Raw genomic sequence first — 19006 nt, 5'->3', positions numbered from 1 at the left:
TTTTATAGTATGGGTAACTTAAAGGTTCTGCTTTTACAAAGTAGATAGATATGGACTTGTGAAAATTTTTATATTGGCTTTCCAATAATTAACCACCAACACTTAGTTATTTTTAAATTATATTTATTTTAATCAGACATAATAAAACCTGTAGCTTGGCACCTCTCCCAACATTGCCAATTGCTACAGGTTTTTTTATTTAGAATTAAATAATTAATTCACTTTTGATTTGCGTAATGCTTTATCTAGAACGTCCTTGTCCAAAGCTTTGTCCCAACGCGCAACAACGATTGTTGCACATGCATTACCAATTAGGTTGGTTAAAGCACGGCATTCCGACATGAAACGGTCAATACCTAAAATGAGTGCCATACCGGCAACAGGTACTGATGGCACAACCGATAAAGTTGCTGCAAGCGTAATGAAGCCCGCACCCGTTACCCCTGCCGCACCTTTCGAGCTCACCATTGCCACTAAAAGTAATGCAAACTGCTCACCAATTGATAAATCTACATTACATGCTTGTGCAATAAATAAAGCAGCCATCGTCATATAGATGTTGGTACCATCAAGATTGAACGAGTAACCTGTCGGAATAACTAAGCCCACCACAGATTTTTCACAACCTGCTTTTTGCATTTTATCCATTAAAGACGGTAAAGCCGCTTCAGATGAACTTGTACCTAAAACCAACCAAAGCTCATCTTTGATATAGCGAACTAAATCAATAATTGAAAAGCCATTGTAACGAGCCACAGCGCCCAAAACGATTAAAACAAACAATATAGCCGTGATATAGAACGTCATAATTAACAGTAATAAATTACCGATTGACTGGATTCCATATGCCCCAATGGTAAATGCCATAGCACCAAAAGCACCAATCGGAGCAAGTTTCATTAACATGCCCACTAAATAGAACACCGGAGCTGTTAAATTATTTAAAAAATCTGTGACTGGACGTGCGCGATCGCCTAATGCAGCCAAAGAAATACCAAATAACACTGCCACGAATAAGACCTGCAAAATGTCACCACCAGCAAGCGGGCTGACTAATGTTTGCGGAATAATATTCATGAAAAAGTCAGTAATATTGGTAGCATGAGCCTTTTCAACATAAGTATTTACTTTGTCACTGACTAAAGTAGCCGGGTCAATATTTAAGCCTTTACCGGGTTGAATGATATTTGCCACAATCATACCAACCACAAGTGCAATACTAGAGAAAGTAAGGAAATACAGCATTGCTTTACCGGTTACACGTCCAACCCGACTCATGTTCGTCATGCTGGCTATACCGGTTACCACAGTCAAAAAGATTACGGGAGCAATAATCATTTTAACGATTTTAATAAATGCATCACCAAGCGGTTTTAAGCTTTCACCAAGTTCCGGGTAAAAATGACCAATTAAAACGCCTAAAATAATTGCAAAAATGACCTGTACATACAAAATTTGATGAAACTTCTGTTTTTTCTGTACCGTTTCTTGGTCAAGGGTATTGAAATCCATTATCTAAATACCTTTTCGGTGGGGATAAAAAAATAAAATATAAAGCGCGCACCACAAGCTGCTTTAATGAAGTGAAGTCATTGTAAAGAATAAAAAACACCCTGTGTCATAAATTTAAAAAATGTTAAATTAAAAAACCATGTGTATTTTTGTATAGAAATCATCTTTTCTATCAATTTTTCTAAAAATAAAACTTAATTAATTTTATTAAAAAATCACATAAACCCATGTTTATTATTCTATTTAATTCATAAAACTCTGTTTAAAATAAATTTCACTTTAATTTTAAGACCACCCAAGCATACATTTCAAAAATAAATGATAAAACCAATCACATGTTAACAGTAAATTATGAGAATTTAGTTTTTAAATAATAAGAAATATTGATATATAGTTTGTTAGTAAAAACAAAAGCCTACTTATTCTTTACATATTTAAGATATTCATTTTTCTCTTTAAATATCCCAATCATATTTTTCAAAACTTAAGTAAATAACTTTTTTAATAGAGTATGAACATAATTTAAGCTCAGCTCATGATTGGTAAATAAGATTTGAAATAGCATTGGAGCAATGACAGTTTCAATGATCTCTTGATTCGCTATAGTGGCTTCACCACGTAATTTTGCTCGATTTTGAATAATGTCGAGTTGTTGAATAATGAGAGTTTCACATTTACGGGCATTAGAATCTGAATTTGATGTATAGAGTACATCTCGCAATAAATCTTGCCCCACTTCTGATGCATATTCTTCAAAATATTGTTCGACCCATGCCGTGATATCTCGCTCAAATGAACCTAAATCTTTGGGTTCCATATCTGGTTTGAGTTCATTTAAAGCCACATCTGAAAATAACTGGTTAATATCACCCCAACGTCGGTAAATAGTTGATGGTGTTACACGAGCTTTTGCTGCAATCATTGGAATTGTAATTTGGCTTTGCTCAAAATCTTTTTGTAAATCTTTTACAGCTTGATGAACTACAGTTTGTATTCTTTCGCTGCGACCACCTGGGCGTAATCCAGTAACAACTTTTGCCATGTATAAACTCTGTAAAGGTGTTAAAAAAAACTTAGTTATATCTATATACAAAATATACTAAAGCTAAATATTTGCTTTAATGTAAAAATAATGTATAAAAGCTAAATATTAGCTTTTATGTTATTCGTCTTATATGAACAATTCAAGTTCAAAACAGTCACTGTCTGTTTTTAAATTAGACTCAACAAGTGCGTTGACACTCAATACGATTACACTCATGACATTTATGGCTGGATCGAGTGCACCTACACCACTGTATCGCCTATATCAGCAGCTTTGGCAATTTTCACCAGTCACATTGACTCTAATTTTTGCAACTTATGCTTTTACACTGCTGGGTTCATTACTCATTATTGGTTCTTTGTCTGACTATATTGGACGTCGCCCAGTCATTATTGCAGCCATTTCTCTGCAAATTATTTCAATGAGTTTTTTCCTGTTTGCTTCAGATGTTTCAATGTTGTATACCGCAAGAGGCTTACAAGGTATAGCAACTGGTCTTGCTGTTTCAGCGATAGGTGCAGCAATTTTAGATTTTAGTAAGCTTCATGGCTCACTTATTAATAGTATCGCCCCGATGGTAGGTATGGCCGTTGGTATTTTTCTGACCTGTTCTATTTTGCAGTTCTCTGCTCACCCCTTGCAGCTTGTTTTTGAGTTTTTATGTTTTCTTCTTATTTGTGAACTCATTTTAAGTTTTCTTACTCCCGAGACAGTACAAAAAAGAGCGGGTGCGCTTGTATCTTTAAAGCCGAATATGGCTATTCCTCCGCAAACAAAAAGTGCTTTATTAAGTATTAGCCCAATTAATATTGCCCTCTGGATGGTCAGTGGTTTTTTCTTATCACTTATGCCCTCTTTACTCGCAAAAATTTTCCACACTTCATCTGCATGGCTAAACGGTATTACCTTTATGGCGTTAGCTCTTTCAGGTGCAGCAGGCATATTAACGCTTAGGAAATCGACAAATTTTCGTATTTTATTAACCGGTACCTTATCCATTACAATTGGTGCGATGGTTTTGTTTTTAGCAATTAATCTGACCAGCGCTGTCGTTCTGTTTTTAGGTTCTATTATCACGGGTGTGGGTTTTGGTACAGCGTTTATGGGTGCCATTCGTAGTGTAATGCCATTAGCCCTTCCAGAAGAACGTGCTGGCCTTATGGCGGCATTTTTCGTTGAAAGTTATTTGGCCTTTAGTATTCCTGCAATTTTAGCGGGTTATTTTGTTGGCAAGATTGGACTGATGCATACAGCAAATGGTTATATTTGTTTTATTCTCTTACTATCGCTAGTTGCCCTTTTCATGATTTTTAAAAATTTTAAAAATAAATAACCGTATAAAAAAAGCCTCATGTGAGGCTTTTTTTTATAATTACTGATCACGCCAACGCTTTAAAAAACGTTTTACATATTTTTTAAATGGCCATGTAAACTGTTTTACAAAGCTATTTGGAATTTTATAACCGACTGTACCATATACGCTCGCCAAGTGATTTGGCATATATAAAGTCTTAAAAATAACATCATACAGCGGAATAAAAGCAGCGTAATTTTTATCAATTGCGGGCTTTTCAGAAGAATGATGCCAATGATGAAATTCTGGTGTTGCGATAAACCAACGTAAATATGGAAAACGAAAACGTACATTGGAATGAATAAAAATAGCGTGGAATGAAATAAAGATTAAATACGCAAAAACAGCAGAAGTATGAAACCCTAAAAGGAAAATTGGCAGAGTTGCAATAAAACGAGTCATTAATACTTCAATGACGTGCAAACGAGACGATGCTAACCAATCCATATATTCAGTTGAATGGTGAATCGCATGAAAACGCCATAAAAAGTTAACTTCATGCATGGCTCGGTGCAACCAATACACTGTAAAATCAACCACAATGAGCAATTCAATAAATTGCAGCCAAATTGGCTGAGCTTGAACATACGGCACAATTGGATTATTCGGCAGGTGCGTAATCCAATACTGAATTGGCATAACCGTTAAAAAGCTAAATAGTTGAATGCCAATATGACTCACCATGAAATATTTCATGTCAGTCACCCATCCCACCCTTAAGATCTTTTGTTCAGGATTTTTTGCAAAAAAGCCTTCAAGAGGAATAAAAATAAAAGCCAAAATGACCAATGTAAGTACAAAATAATCAATGCCCGCATAAAACGGTACACTTGGAATGACAGGAGCCTGTATCACACCACAGCCCAATACTGCCGCCAGAAGTGCAAAGCATAAACCATAAAAACCATATCGATTTTGTCGAATGATCGCACTAAATGCACCAAAACCAGCGCTAATGATTATGCCTGTAATGAGGCCATAATAAAAAAGATGATAATGCTTTACGTAAAATGGTCTTAGCTCAGGAGTTGTAAGTACGCTTGGAAATAAAAAACATAAAGCACCGAATAAGCAAAGTAAGCTAAGTGACATGGAAATAAAGGCACTAATTTTCCCTAAACCTGCGTTAAGTTCTAAATTTTCAAATTTTGCTCTTAATTGGTCGGTCATAATTTATATCAACAGTTCTTATTGTCTCTGCCGCGAATGCTAACAAAATTTAATTATTAATTGTAAAAGAACTGCATTTAACTATTTATAAAAAATAGATATATAAACAAAACTAATCAATTAACCAAAAAATAGGATTAATTGATTAGTTATTATAAATATTTATCTATTTCAAAACGTGGAAATAAGATAAAAATAATGAAGTTATAAAATGAATATAGGCTATTTATTTTTATATGGAGTCTCATAAGTTGTTTCAGCAACAGGTGAAACTCGCCAAATTGTATTACCGACATCATCTGCAACTAATACAGCTCCCGAGAAATCAATTGCCACTCCAACAGGTCGTCCATAAGCTTTACCTTTATCACTGAGAAATCCAGTCAAAATATCTTGCGGCGGACCAGAGGGTTGACCACTTCTAAATGGGACAAAAACCACCTTATAACCACTATGAGGTTTACGATTCCATGACCCGTGTTGACCAATAAACGCCCCACCTCTAAATTGTGGCATCAATTCAGCGGCATAAAAAGCAAGTCCTAAAGAAGCAGTATGGTTACCTAGTGCATAGTCAGGTTTAATTGCACGTGCGACCATTTCAGGGTTTTGAGGTTTTACTCGTACGTCAACATGTTGACCATAGTAACTATAGGGCCAACCATAAAAAGCACCATCTTGAACCGAGGTCATATAGTCTGGCACTAAATCGCTACCGATTTCATCACGCTCATTAACAACCGTCCAGAGTTTACCGCTTTGAGGCTGCCAAGCCATGCCATTTGGATTACGCAATCCCGTTGCAAATGGGCGTGCCTGACCACTTGCAATATCAAACTCTATAATCTGTGCACGGCCTTTTTCTTGATCTAGCCCATTTTCAGCAACATTACTATTGGAACCCACTGTAATGTAGAGCTTGGTCCCTTCACGGTTAGCAATTACGTTTTTAGTCCAGTGATGGTTTAAAGGGCCGCCCGGTAAATCCAATACTTTCGTACCACTTGTGGTAATTTTAGTTTCACCCTCTTGATAAGGGAAACGTATGAGTGCATCCGTATTGGCAACATATAAATTATTACCCACCAACGCCATACCAAATGGTGAGTTTAAATTTTGAAGGAAAACCGTCTTTTTATCGGCCATTCCATCTCCATTGGTATCACGAAGTAAACTAATACGATTTGCACTTGGGTGAGATGAACCTGCTCGCTTCATCACAAAAGACATGATCTTGCCTTTAATCCCTTTGCTATCTTCCGGTTTAGGTGGAGCATCCGTTTCGGCCACCAATACATCACCATTTGGTAAGACATAGAGCCAACGCGGGTGCTCAAGCCCTTTAGCAAATGCTTTTACCTTTAAGCCTTGTGCTGGTGTTGGCATAGCCCCACTCGGCCAACCTTCTGCAGGTGCAATATTAACAGTAGGGATTAAACTTGATTTAGGTTCAGGTAACTTTGGGTCTGGCCCATAACTCTCAGTAATAGGATATTGCGAGGATGAAGCACATCCAGCTAATGTAATTAAAACCGTAGTGCCTAAAACTGGCAGTAAAAAACGTTTAGTCATGATTTATCACCATTTATTTTTTGTCGTCATGGAGATAGGTTAATTTATGCCTGTAATTAAACAAGCAACTTTAATAGAGTCTTTTGTTTGTCGCTTGAAAAAACCGTCCTTATCCTTCAGTAGAAACATGATCGAATTCACACTATTATTTTTAAAGTAATAAATTTTTATTCTTTCTCAGGAAAATGCAGTAAAGAAAATAGATTATGAATTTCTTCAATTTTCGTAATCTCATCAATGTTGCTTTTCCAAAGCCCCCCGTACTTTTAATAATTAATTATTTTCTATGAAATGTTAAGTGCTAAAAATCGGCAGCCAAATTAGAGAAATAACTAAACTATAGTTTTTTACTCCTCTAAAGCAAAGTTTATAGCCTCTTTTACATGAATGGCGGTAGTATCAAATAAAGGCACAGAAAATTTGACATCACCAATCAACATACAAATTTCAGTACAACCCAAGATAATACCTTGAGCTCCTTCGGCTATAAGTTTCTCTACAATAGCAATATACTTTTGCTGCGAATCCGGATTAATTACTCCTAAACAAAGCTCTTCATAAATGATGCGATGGACTGTCTTTCGGTCTGCTTCATTTGGAGTAACAACATCAATTCCATGCTCTTGCAATTTAGCTTTATAAAAGTCTTGCTCCATGGTGAAAGCTGTTCCCAACAGTACAACTTTTCGGATGTTTTGACTTAAAATTTCTTTCGCTGTGGCATCAGCAATATGTATAAAGGGAACCGTAATCGCATCTTCAATTTGAGGGGCAACTTTATGCATAGTGTTAGTACATAGCACTATACAATCTACCCCTGCTTTCTCTAAGTTTAGCGCCTGCTCTGCTAAATATACGCCTGCTTCTTGCCATAAACCTTTCGATTGCAATGCAGCTATTTCTTCAAAATCGACACTATTTAAAATGACTTTAGCTGAATGTAACTTTCCTAATTTGTCCTGAACCGCTTTATTAATTTGTTGATAATAAAGCGTTGTAGATTCCCAACTCATCCCGCCTAATAAGCCAATCGTTTTCATTTTTAGTCCTTTTATTTCATCTATTCTTTATACCGATACAATGCTCAGTACGACTAGAATAAAATTGCTCTCTTTATAGCAATTAAATCCCATTTAAATATAAAAAAGCCCCTTAACAATAAGGAGCTTTAAATTAAACATAGAACAAAAAAGTCAAAGATAAGGCGTTATTAAGAACAAACACCGTTATTAATCACTGATTTTTTATTCGAATCGAGCGCAACAATTGAAGCAGACACCGTATTAATAATTTGAGTCATGGCCTCACTTGAAGCACTCACAATGGCTTCGAGTTTTTTAGCTTTTTGATCAATCGGCTGCTTAAAAGCAATTCGACAATTGAGCTGAGACCCTGCATTGGTAATGACTTTGGCATTAGATGATTGTAATTGAGTCGGAGGTATTTGACGCTTCACGACCCACGACACCGCAATATTAATATTACTTTTATCGACAATATCAAAATGAGAGAAGTCTGTAGAAACTCGATATAGAGGCTGATTATTTCCGGCAAGCCCACTGCTATAGCTATCAATCGCTCCTAATTTTTGTTGTAACCCTGCCGATAAAGTATCGCGTAATTGCGTACTCATGGTCGAAGTCCAACGCTCGTTATCAAGTACGGTAGACTTACCGTTACTGTCTTGTAGCACCAAAGGTGCGCGGTCTAAACGGTCTGGAAGTCCAACCGGTAAAACTTCAATGACTCGAATACTTGAGTTAACTGCCGGAGTCACTTTCGGGCTAATCGTATAATAATTTGGCGTTGGCGAACTCGAACAAGCAGTCATAGCAACTGCTGTGAAAACCATGCCACCCCCAAGTAGCCATTTGGCTGCTTTAGAGTGTAATGAGTGATTCTTTTTATTTTTCATCGTTGGCCTCTGGTCTCTTACCACGAATAATAGATTCAGGATGTTGCTCAATATAATCAGACATGAGTTGTAACGAAGCAGCCGCACGAGTCATTTGCTGTAGCGCTTTACGTACGTCTTGTTGTAACGGCGCATCGCTCGACAAAATAGACTCAGATGATCTTACAGTTTTACGAACATCGTCTAATGTGGCTTGTAAACCAGGTGCAACTTTTCCATCTAACTGTTTAACCAGCTTGTCTGTAGACTCAATCGCTGTATTCATATTTTTAAGCGTTTTACGTACATCCTGCCCAATTTCAACTAATGGGAATTTCGTTAACTTATCAGCAATTTGAGAAACTTGTGCCTGTAAACCGCTTAGCTCTGTTGGCGTAGTTGGAATTACTACACGACCATCTTTCAAGACTTGTAAAGTTGCCGGTTTCGCTTTAGGGAACTTATCCAAAGCAATATAGTTTTGGCCAGTTAAGAGGTTTCCAGTTCTCATTTGCGCACGCCATCCATGCTCAACAAAATCTTTGAAAATAGTGCTGTTTGGATTGAGTGCTAAACCATTTTCAACGCGTGACGGATAAATAACCGCCTCAACACGCATACGAATCTGCTTATAGTTGTTATAAAACTCGGCATTAATTGATTTAATGTTACCAATCTCAATGCCCATGAAGTCGATTGGCGCACCCGCAGCCAAGCCACGTAACGAATGATCAAAATACATAATCACGCCACGAGGCTGCCCGTCTGGTTCTTTTAGAGCTTCAGATTTTGAATCCCAAAGCGTAAAATTGCTCTTATTGGCGGCTGTAGTCGCATTTGAGTTTTCAGGGAAACCAAACGCAATACCACCAGCAACAATGCTCGCCAGTGATTGAGTATCTAAATTAAAGCCTGAAGCATTCAAACTTACATCGATACCACTTGCCTGCCAAAAGCGTGCATCTGTGGTTACAAACTTATCATACGGCGCACGGATAAAAGTTTGAAGCTGCACACTTTTACCGTCATCAGCTAGCTTATAAGCGGTGATTTGTCCGACGTTAATTCGGCGGTAATAAATCGGTGAACCGATATCCAAAGATCCCAAGTCATCGGCTTTTAGGAAAAATTCTTTACCTGGCACATCCGAGGTAATCACTGGCGGTATTTCTAGGCCCGTAAATTCAAGTTTTTTCTCGGGGGATTTCCCGCCGTCTACTTCGATATAGGAACCTGATAACAAAGTATCAATTCCGGAAATTCCACCTGTCCCAATCCGTGGTCGTACTACCCAGAACCGTGAGTCTTGGGCAGCAAAGTTGCTTGCATCCTTACGCAAATCAATTCGCGCAATAATGTGTGAACGGTCTTCTGCAAGAGCAATCTGCCGTACCAACCCAATGTCTACTTGTTTATAACGTACTGTTGTTTTACCTGCGACTAAACCTTCGGCTGTACGAAATGATACTTCAATGGTTGGTCCATTAGACAACAGTGCTTTCACAGCCAGTGAAAGTGCAATTAACAGTGCAATAAGCGGAATAATCCAAATTAATAAAGGCTTCCACTTATTTTTCTTTTCTTGGGGTTCTGGTAAATCATTCATGTTTTCCAGTTCAACATCTGTCTCATGATGATCTGAGGTACCACCGGTTGTTTTGTTTTCAGACATACTCATTGTTCTTTTATTGACTGGGATTAATGGAATCATTATTCAAAGGCGAGTGTTCGTCTTGAATAATTGTGGTTTTTTCCGGAGAAAAACGGTTGGGCTTGTTTGTATTTTGAGATGCATAGAAATTATCCCAAATAATACGCGGGTCAAAACTTAAAGATGCAAACATGGTTAAAACCACAACTGCGCCGAAAGCAATAGAACCCGGCCCTGCCAAAATCGTCGCAAGCGATTGAATCTGAATAAGCGCGGTTAATAAAGCGACCACGAATACGTCAATCATGGACCAACGCCCAACAAATTCAACGATACGGTATAGTTTGATACATTGCTCTGGTGAAAATTTCCATGCTGCCGATGACTGTATATATACAACCAATAACAGGAAATACAAAATAAATAGCTTAAGCATCGGAATAAAAATACTGGCCATGAAAATGACCACCGACACCAAATAGTCTCCATTTTGCCAAAAGTAAATCACACCACTCATGATGGTGTCTTTTTGGCTGCCTAACAGTGAGTCAGTTATCGTCATCGGCAACACGTTTGCCGGTATATACAAAATAGTGGCAGCCACTACTAAAGCAAAGGTACGGTTTAAACTTCCCGGCTTACGCTCATGCAGTACACTATGACATCTCACACAGCGTAAAACTTTAGGTTTTTTAAGAGCTGATGTTTTATTTAGTTTTGATGAGTTCAATAATCCACAGCAGTGACAGAGGACGAGCGAAAGATCTTTGGCTCTTGGGTACTGCTTTAGAACCGTATCGGTAGTTAAGGGTTTATGTGGCGTCACATTTTTTATTGTTTTCATGGTTGTGACCTATCAATTTCGTTCCATATATCGCTGACTTTTATGGAAGTAATATAAACCATCAATAGGCTCAAGGCTCCAAATGCCCACAAGGCAATTTCGGGAATAACCAGCACCATCCCCATTAATTTTACAAGTGTGACCAAAATTCCAATGAGAAATACCTCCACCATTCCCCACACTCTCATAAAATAAAGTGTTCGTAAGGCACCGATTAAAAACTTGGGACGTCTCTTTAATATACTCACCGTACCAAGGACATAACCCAGTAATAACAAATATGAGAGCGGCACAATAAACGTCGTTATTAAAATGAGGACACCCACAAACGCCCGATCATAATGAAACATGACCCATACCGCGCCCAGTAAAGTGGTTTCGGATATGTTGCCTTGCAGTTCAATTTTTACAATCGGAAAGCTGTTGGCAATAATAAATACAATTAAGGCCGTTAAAATGAGAGCCAACATCGTGCTAAACGGTTTGGTATGCCGATAAAGCTCTGCACCGCAGCAGACACAGTAAGCCCTTTTTCCGTAAGCAAGCGGAGCTCTACGATAGACGGTATCGCACTCCTCACAACCTGCTAATTCTTTAAGCTTCATAGTCATACTCTAAGGTTTATCGTTTTACTGTGTCGCACAAAGCTCTTTTTATTACTAAGATAAAATCAAAGATAAATCAATCTAAAAGCTATATCGGACAATGGAAATTTTAGAATAAAAATTACCGTAGATGCTGTTCAATATATTGTTGAAACTGCTGAATAATATGTAGAGATTGTGTGGTTGAATTGAAATAGAGACCAAAAGTTAAAGGCTTAAGCACCGGCAATACATCACTTTTTATGGTCTGAATGTCTGAAGGCGTTTGAAAACATGATCTCAAACTTATACCAATACCTGCCCGTACAGCAGGCCATAATGCTTGAACAGAGTTACACTCATAAGCAATATGCCAAGCCAATCCAGCCTGTTCAAGTGCCTCAATCGCCATATGTCTTAACATACAAGGTTGCTGCAATACTACGAGTGGAATAGAAGCTTTATCTTCAATGATTTGCTGAATATGCGCATGGGCACAAAACAACCATTTTGTCTCGACACTTTTGAGTTCATAAAAGTTTTCAATTACTGGTTTTTGCTGCCAAATAAGCGCCAAATCTAGTTCTTGCTTTTGTACTTTCTCGATCAGATTCTGGTTTCGGTCGACCTGAATTTGAAACTGTACATTAGGATGTTGCAACATAAACTGAGCGATAAGTTGCTGTAAGGTTCCCTCAGCAAAATCTTCTTGTAGACCAAAACGGATGACGCCACTGGCCTGAGTCCGATGCAGTTTTAAAAGCACCGTATCATTAATGGCTAACATATTTTTAGCATGACTCAATAACAATTCACCACTAGGAGTTAATTCTAATAACCTCCCCTGTTTTCTAAGAAGCTGGCAACCTGTTTGCTGTTCTAATTTTTTTAATTGCGCACTAATTGCGGCCGGAGAACGGCATAAGTGTTGTGCTGCTAGCTGATAACTTCCAAGCTCGATTCCCTTAACAAACGCGCGTAAGGCATCTAAATCAAGATTGGTTGGAAGTTTGGCATAATCATTCATAAAAACCGAATCATTAGTTAGAAAAGTTTTGATTTTTTAAACTATATCAAACTGCCATATTAGCAACAACAGCATGAGTGTTGAGATCTAAAATGTTCAGAAAAATTGATATTCATAACTTAGAAAGTATTTCGCCCAAGCTTTATGAGTTTGGTAAAGACTACTTATTTGCAGATATCTGGCAAAGGCCTATGCTTGAAACTCAAACACGTTGTTTTATTACAATTACCGCACTCGTTTTACAAGGGCGTTATTCACAGCTCGAATGGCACGTCAAAAATGCCTTAACTCAAGGCATTACCAAAGAGCAAATTATAGAAGCCATTACCCATATTGCTTTTTATGCAGGCTTACCTACTGCCATTTCCGCACTTGAACATATGCCAGAGGAGATATGGTCATGCCCATGATTCGTTTTACGACCAGTTATGCCTATACAGATCTTGAGAAAGCTCAGATTTCAAAAATTGTGCAGACTTGTATGGAATGTTATTTTGATACTCCAAAAAATGATTGCTTCCATATTTTTGAGCACTTACCTCAAGACAATGTAATTGTCGACCCTAACTATTGGGTGAGGTCTCCCCGTACTGAAAAATTTATGCTGCTATACATCACTTCTGGCAAACCCAGAACAGCTCAGCAAAAATTAGATTTAATGCAGCATGTGACTACACAACTCCATCAAACATTTAACATTCCTGAGCAGGATATTATGTTTGTGATTGTACAAAATACTGCTGAAGATTGGTGCTTTGGTCATGCACAGCGTGCAGATCTTTACTTGAAAACCTTTGCTTTAGAACATTAGCTTGTAAATCAAATACATCCAACAAAAAGTGAGGTTCTAGCAGCCTCACTTTTTACTATTTATATAGTAATTCTCTAGCTAGCTTTTACAAATAGTTACGCCACCATCAGCAAGTAAAGCATTTCCTGTAATTAAGCTTGCATCGTCACTCGCTAAAAAGAGCCACTTTCTCAATTTTATTCACGGGCAAAACCTTTAGTATTGTTATTTTAATGTTTTTAACGCAAAAACATTCCAGTGTAACTTCACTCCCAACACCCCCACTAAGATTAAACCTGCACCTAAAAATTGGGTACTAGTAAGTACATGATCAAAGAAGAAATAATCAATTACTATGGTCGATATAGGATAAATAAAAGATAAGATCGCAATGTTATTTAAAGGTATTTTCTTAATTGCGGAGTACATCAAATAATAAAGAAATGCAGTATGTAGAATCCCTAGTCCGAGTACAAACAACCATTGTTGACCTATAGGTGGGTTTTCAAAAACAGAGATAAATGGAGTCATAACAATGGCTCCACTTAAGGTTTGTATAAGCACAATTAATAACGGCGGTGTGTGGGTTAATTTTTTAGTGATTAGAACGGATACCGAATACAGTGTTGTGGCAACTAAAACCAAGCCCAAACCTGCTAACTCATTAGAGCTTACCGAAGCACTGCCCAAACCTATAATCACGATTAAGCCAACAAAAGCAACTATGGTCCATAGCACATCATTTTTATTTAGCTTTTCATGAAAGACTAAAGCCCCTAAAAATAAAATAACAAACGGGTTTACGTGATAAACAATCGTGGCTAAAGAAATAGAAGTTTTTGGGAAAGCTGCAAACAGTAGTACCCAATTAAAAATAATCAGTAAGCCCGAAGTCACCATTAAAAACAGTTCTTTTTTGTCAAAGTATACTTTTTTAAAATGTCCATAGAATAAACAGATGGGTATCAAGCATAGTGCGGAAATCAGACAGCGAAAAAATACGATATTAATCGGTGATTGACCTGATTTAATTACAAATAGACCAATACTCCCTGAAAGTAGCATGGCTACAACCATTTCAAGAGTGCCGGCTTTTCTTTTTAACTCATGATCATTCACACATTTCTCCAATACATTTATATCTTTAATTATTTGGCTAATTTATATTTATCTAATTGACTAGATTTTTTTAGGATAAATTGTTTAGCCTTATAGACATAAAATTTAAATTATTCATCTATTTAATATGAAAATTAATTTTTATGTTAAATTAAATTCTAATTCAGTAGGTTCCTTAAATATTCAAATTATACCTTTGGTTCTAAATAGAAATAAAGATTGTATAGGCTCTATAGAGATTGATGAAGTTGCTTTTTCACTCGTTGAAAAGTTATTTAACTGAGATAAAGAAATTTTTTTCATTGGGGAGATACTTTTATTGGCTCTGAAAAAAACAAAGATATTATAAAAGATTTATATACGTTTCATTGATTTATAAATCAGTTAAATAAATACAACACGGCATTAGAACTAATTTTCGAAGAAGAAAAAAAATGATTTGCAAGTCACTTTAAATTTTTCAAGCCACAAGCACTTAACAAGATTATAGAAATTACGAAATTTCTTGAGAAAGACTAAAATACATATAATGACATTACAGTATTAAGCGTTTAGAAACCCAAGCTCAATAGCTTGGGTTTTAAGAGTCGTTTATCAGATATTTTTTTAAGCGGTATAAATATAGAGAATTTGGAAAATGCCAATAAATAAGAAAAATTAGTTAGCGAATATAGAGCGGGTCTTCCTCAACAAAGAAAACTTCACCCGATGAAGGCAAAACCCACTGATAAGTTCCTTCTATTTTCTTCATTCTTTCTTTAAAAATATCATATACCTCTACAAGGTTATGTTTTTCATCATACTCTCCCATATAACCATGCTCTTTTTCTTCATGAAATTCTCTAAACATTTTATGCATTTTAACAGCTCTACGTTCCATAGTTTTTCGCCTTTTTATTATTCACAAAATTATTATGATCTCTTTTCTCTTTAAATACAAAAAAATATTAAGACATACATAACAAAAATAAACTTAAATAGTTATTATAAATCTAATACTTATCAAACCTAAATTTTTTCATATCATATGGTATATCTAGCTTCACACTCCATAGGCTTAATTTTTCACTAATTATAATCGCATCAACTTCAAAAGCATCCTTTTTATTAAAACCTTTTATTTTCAAAAAATCAGAAAAACTATTAGAATTTATTTTATTAAGATATCCTACTCTTAAAGTATCTATATATACGGCAATTTTATTTGTTTCTTTTTCCAAACATATTACTGCATTTTTAAAAACAGTAATCTTGTCACTATTTTGGTCACCTACCAAAGTTATCAACTCTTCCTGATATAAAGTTACAATTATTTCATGCTCAAAAAAATTTTTATTTTCTGTGAATATCTTCCCAGCTATTTTTATTGTTCTTTCAGGCAGCTCCAAATAAACTTTGGAAAAAATTTTAAATAAAAAACAGGAACAAAAAACTAAAAAAATAACGATTATAATAAAAATCATTTTAAAATATTCCTCTTAATCTTAAAAAATGGCAAAAAGAATCGTAATTCTTTCTACCAATTAAACTATTAAGAAAAAAATTTATTATATTATTTTTCCTGATTTTTATCATTTTGATTTGGTTTATTTAAATCATTCTGATCAGGGATTTTTGGCACAAACTCTTTACCATCTTGTTGTTGCTGTTGTTGCTGCTTTGATTTATCTTGATCATTTTTAACTTGGTCTGGTTGAGACATTAGAGTCTCTCCTATTTAATGGTGTGTAGATGATTATCTAGCACTTAATGACCATAGTCCTTTTACCCTTACTTAGATACTATACAAATGTATCTGAATGTGATCTCCTTGTTTACTATTAGGATAATTAATAATTATAATTTTTTCCTGCATCTAATTTTAAGCATCTCAAAAAATTTAATTCAATTATAAATAAAATAAAAATCTTAAGTGAAATTTATATATTTACATCTTTTTTTACAATAGAAATACTTTTTAAAAAGCATTCTAACCAAAGAATAAATATATATTTATTTTAAAACCAGGCAGCATAATTAATTCAATTTTAATAATATATTATTTCACTTGTCTATTTAAATAACTTTCAAAATCAATAGTGCTACAACTTTAAATCACTCAAATCAGAAATCATCCTAACAAACCCAAAATCTATATCCGTTTTCAAAGTATTTTTTAATATTCTACTTAATCTATCAAGTAATTTTATATAATGGCTAATTAGCGGTTATGTATAATTCGCACTCATTTAAAATACAAATAATAATAAATACTATTTCTTTAGCGTATGGATAGATTTATCACATTAAAAAATTAAAATTCTATCCCTCTTATTACTTGCAGGAACTCTAAATACTCATCCTCATTAGCAAAAGTAAACTCCTCTTCTGAGCCATCTGAGAACCGAACGAGAGCTGAACGCAAGTCTGTACTTGTTGTAAATTTAACAACTTGTTCAAGATTGTAATGAGTAGATTCCACTTGATAATATTTATATTCTCTTGTCATAACAAAGTTCTACTCAAAATGTTTAAGATTTCATCACAATAGAACAAATAATCAAAAATTAATTCAAGCTTAGTAACTAGAATTGATTTAAAATCTAAATAACTAGTTTTGAATGTTTTTTTAAATTCGGTGATATATCATTAATTTGATTACATGCTGTTACTGCATGAACTAATGGAGCTAGCTTGTTTAAAAGCTCAATCAAGCTCGGCATATTACATGCAACAAAATAATCGATATTTGCTCCTACTGGACAATATTCAATTAAGTATTTGGGGAGTCTGGAACCATTTTGTAATTCATATACTTCAATTGGATTTCCAAGTATTGAATCATCTATTTGATAAACGCCATATTTTCCAAAATATCCCAGTGCAATTATAGCTTTAGATATATCTTTCTCATTAAATAAAGTGAGGTAAGCGGCAAGAAAATTGTGCTGATGAATCCATCCTTTTTTAAAATGATATTCCCATATTTCATTCATTACACACCACACCTACTAAAAAAGTAATCGTGACTTAGACTATAAAACTTAACATATCTCACTGTAATATTCAGTTGTGCGAAAGTAATATCAGACTCTCTTTGTGTTCAGGTGATAGCATTGCAATAATCAAGCAAATTCTAAATCGTATTATTGAAATTAAATAAACACCTTTAAAATGTGATTCTCCTTCGGTCATGTATAAAACAAAAAAGCCAACTCTTTCGAATTAGCTTAATTACAACAGACCAACTTTACTTGAAAATTGCTTCTTAGTTCCATCGTTTGCAACAATCTTCAGCATTCTTTGTTATAGTTTTGACGAGGTTCTTTGGTGTTTCCTGTCTAGGCAATGTAAGGAGCATTTAAAATTCTAAATGTTATTTATCTCTTAAATATTTAACACTAAGATGCTTCTTTTGCTTTTACAGCTCGGCGACTCTCGCCAAAAAGTAATCTAACAACTTAGTTTGTTCTTCAATTTTGTTTGAAGTTAAAAGCCCTAAAATTGCCCCATCTATCATAAATACCAAAATTTCTGCTTCTGCATAGGAAGCCATTTTTTTAGTTTCTACCATGAGGCAGAAAACCTCATTTTTTAGCCAGCGCCTATAACGCACAGCGCTTTGGTAAGCGTGAGGATAAAGTGTTTTAATTTCAAAAATTGCCTTAAACAGTAAATAGTAAGCGCTATTTAAGTCGGCATGTAAAAGATAAATTTGCCTGAGTTTATCAGTCAAAGTGGAATATTGAGTCGTTTCTATGACCTCTGTTACTTTATCCATAAGTGTGGCTTTTTGAAGTAAGAGGCATATTTCAATCAGACCTCTTTTTGAGTGGAAGTAGTTGTAAAGTGTGGCTTTTGGAATTTTAGACTCTTTGGCAATCAGGTCTACGCCTGCTGTGTGAAATCCATAAGTCGTAAATAGACGAATAGAGGTATCAATAATGTGTAATTTTTTGGAAGAGGTTTCTAAGTAATTTGGCATAGGTTTACCGTTATAAAATTCTTGTTGTATCTAAATGAGATAAAAAGCCTGTGCCCTTTTTGGGAGAAAAAAAGGCACAGCAAAGCCGTAAGACGGTGCTTGGCACATCTCAAGTTTTGTTGTTAACGTAAGTTTTAAGTAAAAATGACTTAAAGCCTGAAAACCTTATGGCGTTCAAGCTGCTGTAATTTTTTAAGCTGTGTCGTTATAGCTTTTGGCAAGGACTGCCAAGAAATAATGAATGTGCAAAGCCAACTCCTTTTTATTGGGAGTTCTGCCAAACATTAAAATTAGGGTGGCAGAACGGAAGAAGGTTCGCAGACTGGTCACACAACCAGCACACCATAGGTGTCCCTCTCCCGTCCTACCGCTACGGGAGGGAACGAGAGTACACACAAAACTACTCCTCAGATGGAATAGCCCTGATGCGGTGTGAAACGGTCTGCGACGACCGACTGGCAATGTAGGCCAGCAGGCAAA

General features: G+C 35.6%; 20 protein-coding genes. 3 read left to right on the top strand and 17 right to left on the bottom strand.

What is annotated here, in order from left to right:
• Nucleotides 1-213 precede the first annotated feature (213 nt).
• Both ABLB96_RS09010 and ABLB96_RS09005 read right to left on the bottom strand, forming a co-directional pair.
• Complete coding sequence (locus ABLB96_RS09010) at nt 214-1512, bottom strand: dicarboxylate/amino acid:cation symporter (RefSeq protein WP_348897848.1); 1299 nt, start codon at nt 1510-1512, stop codon at nt 214-216.
• A 484-nt stretch (nt 1513-1996) separates the two neighbouring features.
• Complete coding sequence (locus tag ABLB96_RS09005) at nt 1997-2554, bottom strand: TetR/AcrR family transcriptional regulator C-terminal ligand-binding domain-containing protein (protein WP_348897847.1); 558 nt, start codon at nt 2552-2554, stop codon at nt 1997-1999.
• A 133-nt stretch (nt 2555-2687) separates the two neighbouring features.
• Here ABLB96_RS09005 and ABLB96_RS09000 point away from each other — a divergent pair, with 133 nt between their 5' ends.
• Nucleotides 2688-3890: an MFS transporter gene (locus tag ABLB96_RS09000; protein WP_348897846.1), complete on the top strand. Its 1203-nt coding sequence runs from the start codon at nt 2688-2690 to the stop codon at nt 3888-3890.
• A gap of 39 nt (nt 3891-3929) precedes the next feature.
• Here ABLB96_RS09000 and ABLB96_RS08995 read toward each other — a convergent pair whose 3' ends face one another.
• The 8 genes from ABLB96_RS08995 to ABLB96_RS08960 all read right to left on the bottom strand — a co-directional run bounded on the left by ABLB96_RS08995 (nt 3930) and on the right by ABLB96_RS08960 (nt 12653).
• On the bottom strand, nt 3930-5081 hold the full coding sequence (locus ABLB96_RS08995; protein WP_348897845.1) for a sterol desaturase family protein: 1152 nt from the start codon (nt 5079-5081) through the stop codon (nt 3930-3932).
• Between the two features lie 222 nt (nt 5082-5303).
• Complete coding sequence (locus ABLB96_RS08990) at nt 5304-6653, bottom strand: sorbosone dehydrogenase family protein (RefSeq protein WP_348897844.1); 1350 nt, start codon at nt 6651-6653, stop codon at nt 5304-5306.
• Between the two features lie 347 nt (nt 6654-7000).
• Nucleotides 7001-7693: an aspartate/glutamate racemase family protein gene (locus ABLB96_RS08985; RefSeq protein WP_348897843.1), complete on the bottom strand. Its 693-nt coding sequence runs from the start codon at nt 7691-7693 to the stop codon at nt 7001-7003.
• A gap of 170 nt (nt 7694-7863) precedes the next feature.
• Nucleotides 7864-8568 carry a PqiC family protein gene (locus tag ABLB96_RS08980; protein ID WP_348897842.1) on the bottom strand — a complete coding sequence of 235 codons (705 nt, stop codon included), beginning with the start codon at nt 8566-8568 and terminating at the stop codon, nt 7864-7866.
• Nucleotides 8558-10225, bottom strand: coding sequence for an MlaD family protein (locus ABLB96_RS08975; protein ID WP_348897841.1), 1668 nt, complete (start codon nt 10223-10225; stop codon nt 8558-8560). Before ABLB96_RS08975 ends, ABLB96_RS08980 begins: the two co-directional genes overlap by 11 nt.
• Nucleotides 10226-10232: 7 nt before the next feature.
• Nucleotides 10233-11042, bottom strand: a complete 810-nt coding sequence (locus ABLB96_RS08970; protein ID WP_348897840.1) for a paraquat-inducible protein A — start codon at nt 11040-11042, stop codon at nt 10233-10235.
• Nucleotides 11039-11647, bottom strand: a complete 609-nt coding sequence (locus ABLB96_RS08965) for a paraquat-inducible protein A (RefSeq protein ID WP_348897839.1) — start codon at nt 11645-11647, stop codon at nt 11039-11041. Before ABLB96_RS08965 ends, ABLB96_RS08970 begins: the two co-directional genes overlap by 4 nt.
• A gap of 121 nt (nt 11648-11768) precedes the next feature.
• Nucleotides 11769-12653, bottom strand: a complete 885-nt coding sequence (locus ABLB96_RS08960) for a LysR substrate-binding domain-containing protein (RefSeq protein WP_348897838.1) — start codon at nt 12651-12653, stop codon at nt 11769-11771.
• Nucleotides 12654-12745: 92 nt separating this feature from the next.
• Between ABLB96_RS08960 and ABLB96_RS08955 the strand changes: the two genes are divergently transcribed.
• Together ABLB96_RS08955 and ABLB96_RS08950 are read left to right on the top strand one after the other, a co-directional pair.
• A complete protein-coding gene (locus ABLB96_RS08955; RefSeq protein ID WP_348897837.1) occupies nt 12746-13063 on the top strand; it encodes a carboxymuconolactone decarboxylase family protein in 318 nt (105 codons plus the stop codon).
• The gene (locus tag ABLB96_RS08950) at nt 13054-13464 is read left to right on the top strand and encodes a tautomerase family protein (protein WP_348897835.1); all 411 of its coding nucleotides are present in this window, start codon (nt 13054-13056) and stop codon (nt 13462-13464) included. The genes ABLB96_RS08955 and ABLB96_RS08950 overlap by 10 nt, the downstream gene beginning before the upstream one ends.
• Nucleotides 13465-13668: 204 nt before the next feature.
• On the opposite strand, the gene ABLB96_RS08945 is transcribed toward ABLB96_RS08950, so the two are convergent.
• The 7 genes from ABLB96_RS08945 to ABLB96_RS08915 all read right to left on the bottom strand — a co-directional run bounded on the left by ABLB96_RS08945 (nt 13669) and on the right by ABLB96_RS08915 (nt 18526).
• Complete coding sequence (locus ABLB96_RS08945) at nt 13669-14562, bottom strand: DMT family transporter (RefSeq protein ID WP_348897834.1); 894 nt, start codon at nt 14560-14562, stop codon at nt 13669-13671.
• A 661-nt stretch (nt 14563-15223) separates the two neighbouring features.
• Entirely contained in the window at nt 15224-15412 is a 189-nt protein-coding gene (locus tag ABLB96_RS08940; protein WP_348897874.1) for a hypothetical protein, read from the bottom strand.
• A gap of 142 nt (nt 15413-15554) precedes the next feature.
• Complete coding sequence (locus ABLB96_RS08935) at nt 15555-16025, bottom strand: hypothetical protein (protein WP_348897833.1); 471 nt, start codon at nt 16023-16025, stop codon at nt 15555-15557.
• Nucleotides 16026-16114: 89 nt separating this feature from the next.
• The gene (locus ABLB96_RS08930) at nt 16115-16264 is read right to left on the bottom strand and encodes a hypothetical protein (protein ID WP_348897832.1); all 150 of its coding nucleotides are present in this window, start codon (nt 16262-16264) and stop codon (nt 16115-16117) included.
• A gap of 591 nt (nt 16265-16855) precedes the next feature.
• Entirely contained in the window at nt 16856-17050 is a 195-nt protein-coding gene (locus ABLB96_RS08925) for a hypothetical protein (RefSeq protein ID WP_348897831.1), read from the bottom strand.
• A 94-nt stretch (nt 17051-17144) separates the two neighbouring features.
• Nucleotides 17145-17537, bottom strand: a complete 393-nt coding sequence (locus ABLB96_RS08920; protein ID WP_348897830.1) for a hypothetical protein — start codon at nt 17535-17537, stop codon at nt 17145-17147.
• Nucleotides 17538-17962: 425 nt separating this feature from the next.
• Nucleotides 17963-18526, bottom strand: coding sequence for a TetR/AcrR family transcriptional regulator (locus ABLB96_RS08915; RefSeq protein WP_348897829.1), 564 nt, complete (start codon nt 18524-18526; stop codon nt 17963-17965).
• Between the last annotated feature and the right edge of the window lie 480 nt (nt 18527-19006).

The organism is Acinetobacter sp. XH1741 (assembly GCF_041021895.1).
Taxonomy (GTDB): Bacteria; Pseudomonadota; Gammaproteobacteria; order Pseudomonadales; family Moraxellaceae; genus Acinetobacter.
Note: the sequence above shows the minus strand (reverse complement) of the source record. Positions and strands in the feature narration are given on the sequence as shown.

Excerpts from the sequence above, each read along its gene's own strand:
- ABLB96_RS08965 (WP_348897839.1), bottom strand. The coding sequence starts at position 11,647 with ATGAAGCTTAAAGAATTAGCAGGTTGTGAGGAGTGCGATACCGTCTAT.
- ABLB96_RS09000 (WP_348897846.1), top strand. The coding sequence starts at position 2,688 with ATGAACAATTCAAGTTCAAAACAGTCACTGTCTGTTTTTAAATTAGAC.
- ABLB96_RS09010 (WP_348897848.1), bottom strand. The coding sequence starts at position 1,512 with ATGGATTTCAATACCCTTGACCAAGAAACGGTACAGAAAAAACAGAAG.
- ABLB96_RS08950 (WP_348897835.1), top strand. The coding sequence starts at position 13,054 with ATGCCCATGATTCGTTTTACGACCAGTTATGCCTATACAGATCTTGAG.
- ABLB96_RS08915 (WP_348897829.1), bottom strand. The coding sequence starts at position 18,526 with ATGCCAAATTACTTAGAAACCTCTTCCAAAAAATTACACATTATTGAT.
- ABLB96_RS08955 (WP_348897837.1), top strand. The coding sequence starts at position 12,746 with ATGTTCAGAAAAATTGATATTCATAACTTAGAAAGTATTTCGCCCAAG.
- ABLB96_RS08970 (WP_348897840.1), bottom strand. The coding sequence starts at position 11,042 with ATGAAAACAATAAAAAATGTGACGCCACATAAACCCTTAACTACCGAT.
- ABLB96_RS08940 (WP_348897874.1), bottom strand. The coding sequence starts at position 15,412 with ATGTTTAGAGAATTTCATGAAGAAAAAGAGCATGGTTATATGGGAGAG.
- ABLB96_RS08935 (WP_348897833.1), bottom strand. The coding sequence starts at position 16,025 with ATGATTTTTATTATAATCGTTATTTTTTTAGTTTTTTGTTCCTGTTTT.
- ABLB96_RS09005 (WP_348897847.1), bottom strand. The coding sequence starts at position 2,554 with ATGGCAAAAGTTGTTACTGGATTACGCCCAGGTGGTCGCAGCGAAAGA.
- ABLB96_RS08995 (WP_348897845.1), bottom strand. The coding sequence starts at position 5,081 with ATGACCGACCAATTAAGAGCAAAATTTGAAAATTTAGAACTTAACGCA.
- ABLB96_RS08985 (WP_348897843.1), bottom strand. The coding sequence starts at position 7,693 with ATGAAAACGATTGGCTTATTAGGCGGGATGAGTTGGGAATCTACAACG.
- ABLB96_RS08980 (WP_348897842.1), bottom strand. The coding sequence starts at position 8,568 with ATGAAAAATAAAAAGAATCACTCATTACACTCTAAAGCAGCCAAATGG.
- ABLB96_RS08920 (WP_348897830.1), bottom strand. The coding sequence starts at position 17,537 with ATGAATGAAATATGGGAATATCATTTTAAAAAAGGATGGATTCATCAG.
- ABLB96_RS08990 (WP_348897844.1), bottom strand. The coding sequence starts at position 6,653 with ATGACTAAACGTTTTTTACTGCCAGTTTTAGGCACTACGGTTTTAATT.
- ABLB96_RS08925 (WP_348897831.1), bottom strand. The coding sequence starts at position 17,050 with ATGACAAGAGAATATAAATATTATCAAGTGGAATCTACTCATTACAAT.
- ABLB96_RS08975 (WP_348897841.1), bottom strand. The coding sequence starts at position 10,225 with ATGAGTATGTCTGAAAACAAAACAACCGGTGGTACCTCAGATCATCAT.
- ABLB96_RS08930 (WP_348897832.1), bottom strand. The coding sequence starts at position 16,264 with ATGTCTCAACCAGACCAAGTTAAAAATGATCAAGATAAATCAAAGCAG.
- ABLB96_RS08960 (WP_348897838.1), bottom strand. The coding sequence starts at position 12,653 with ATGAATGATTATGCCAAACTTCCAACCAATCTTGATTTAGATGCCTTA.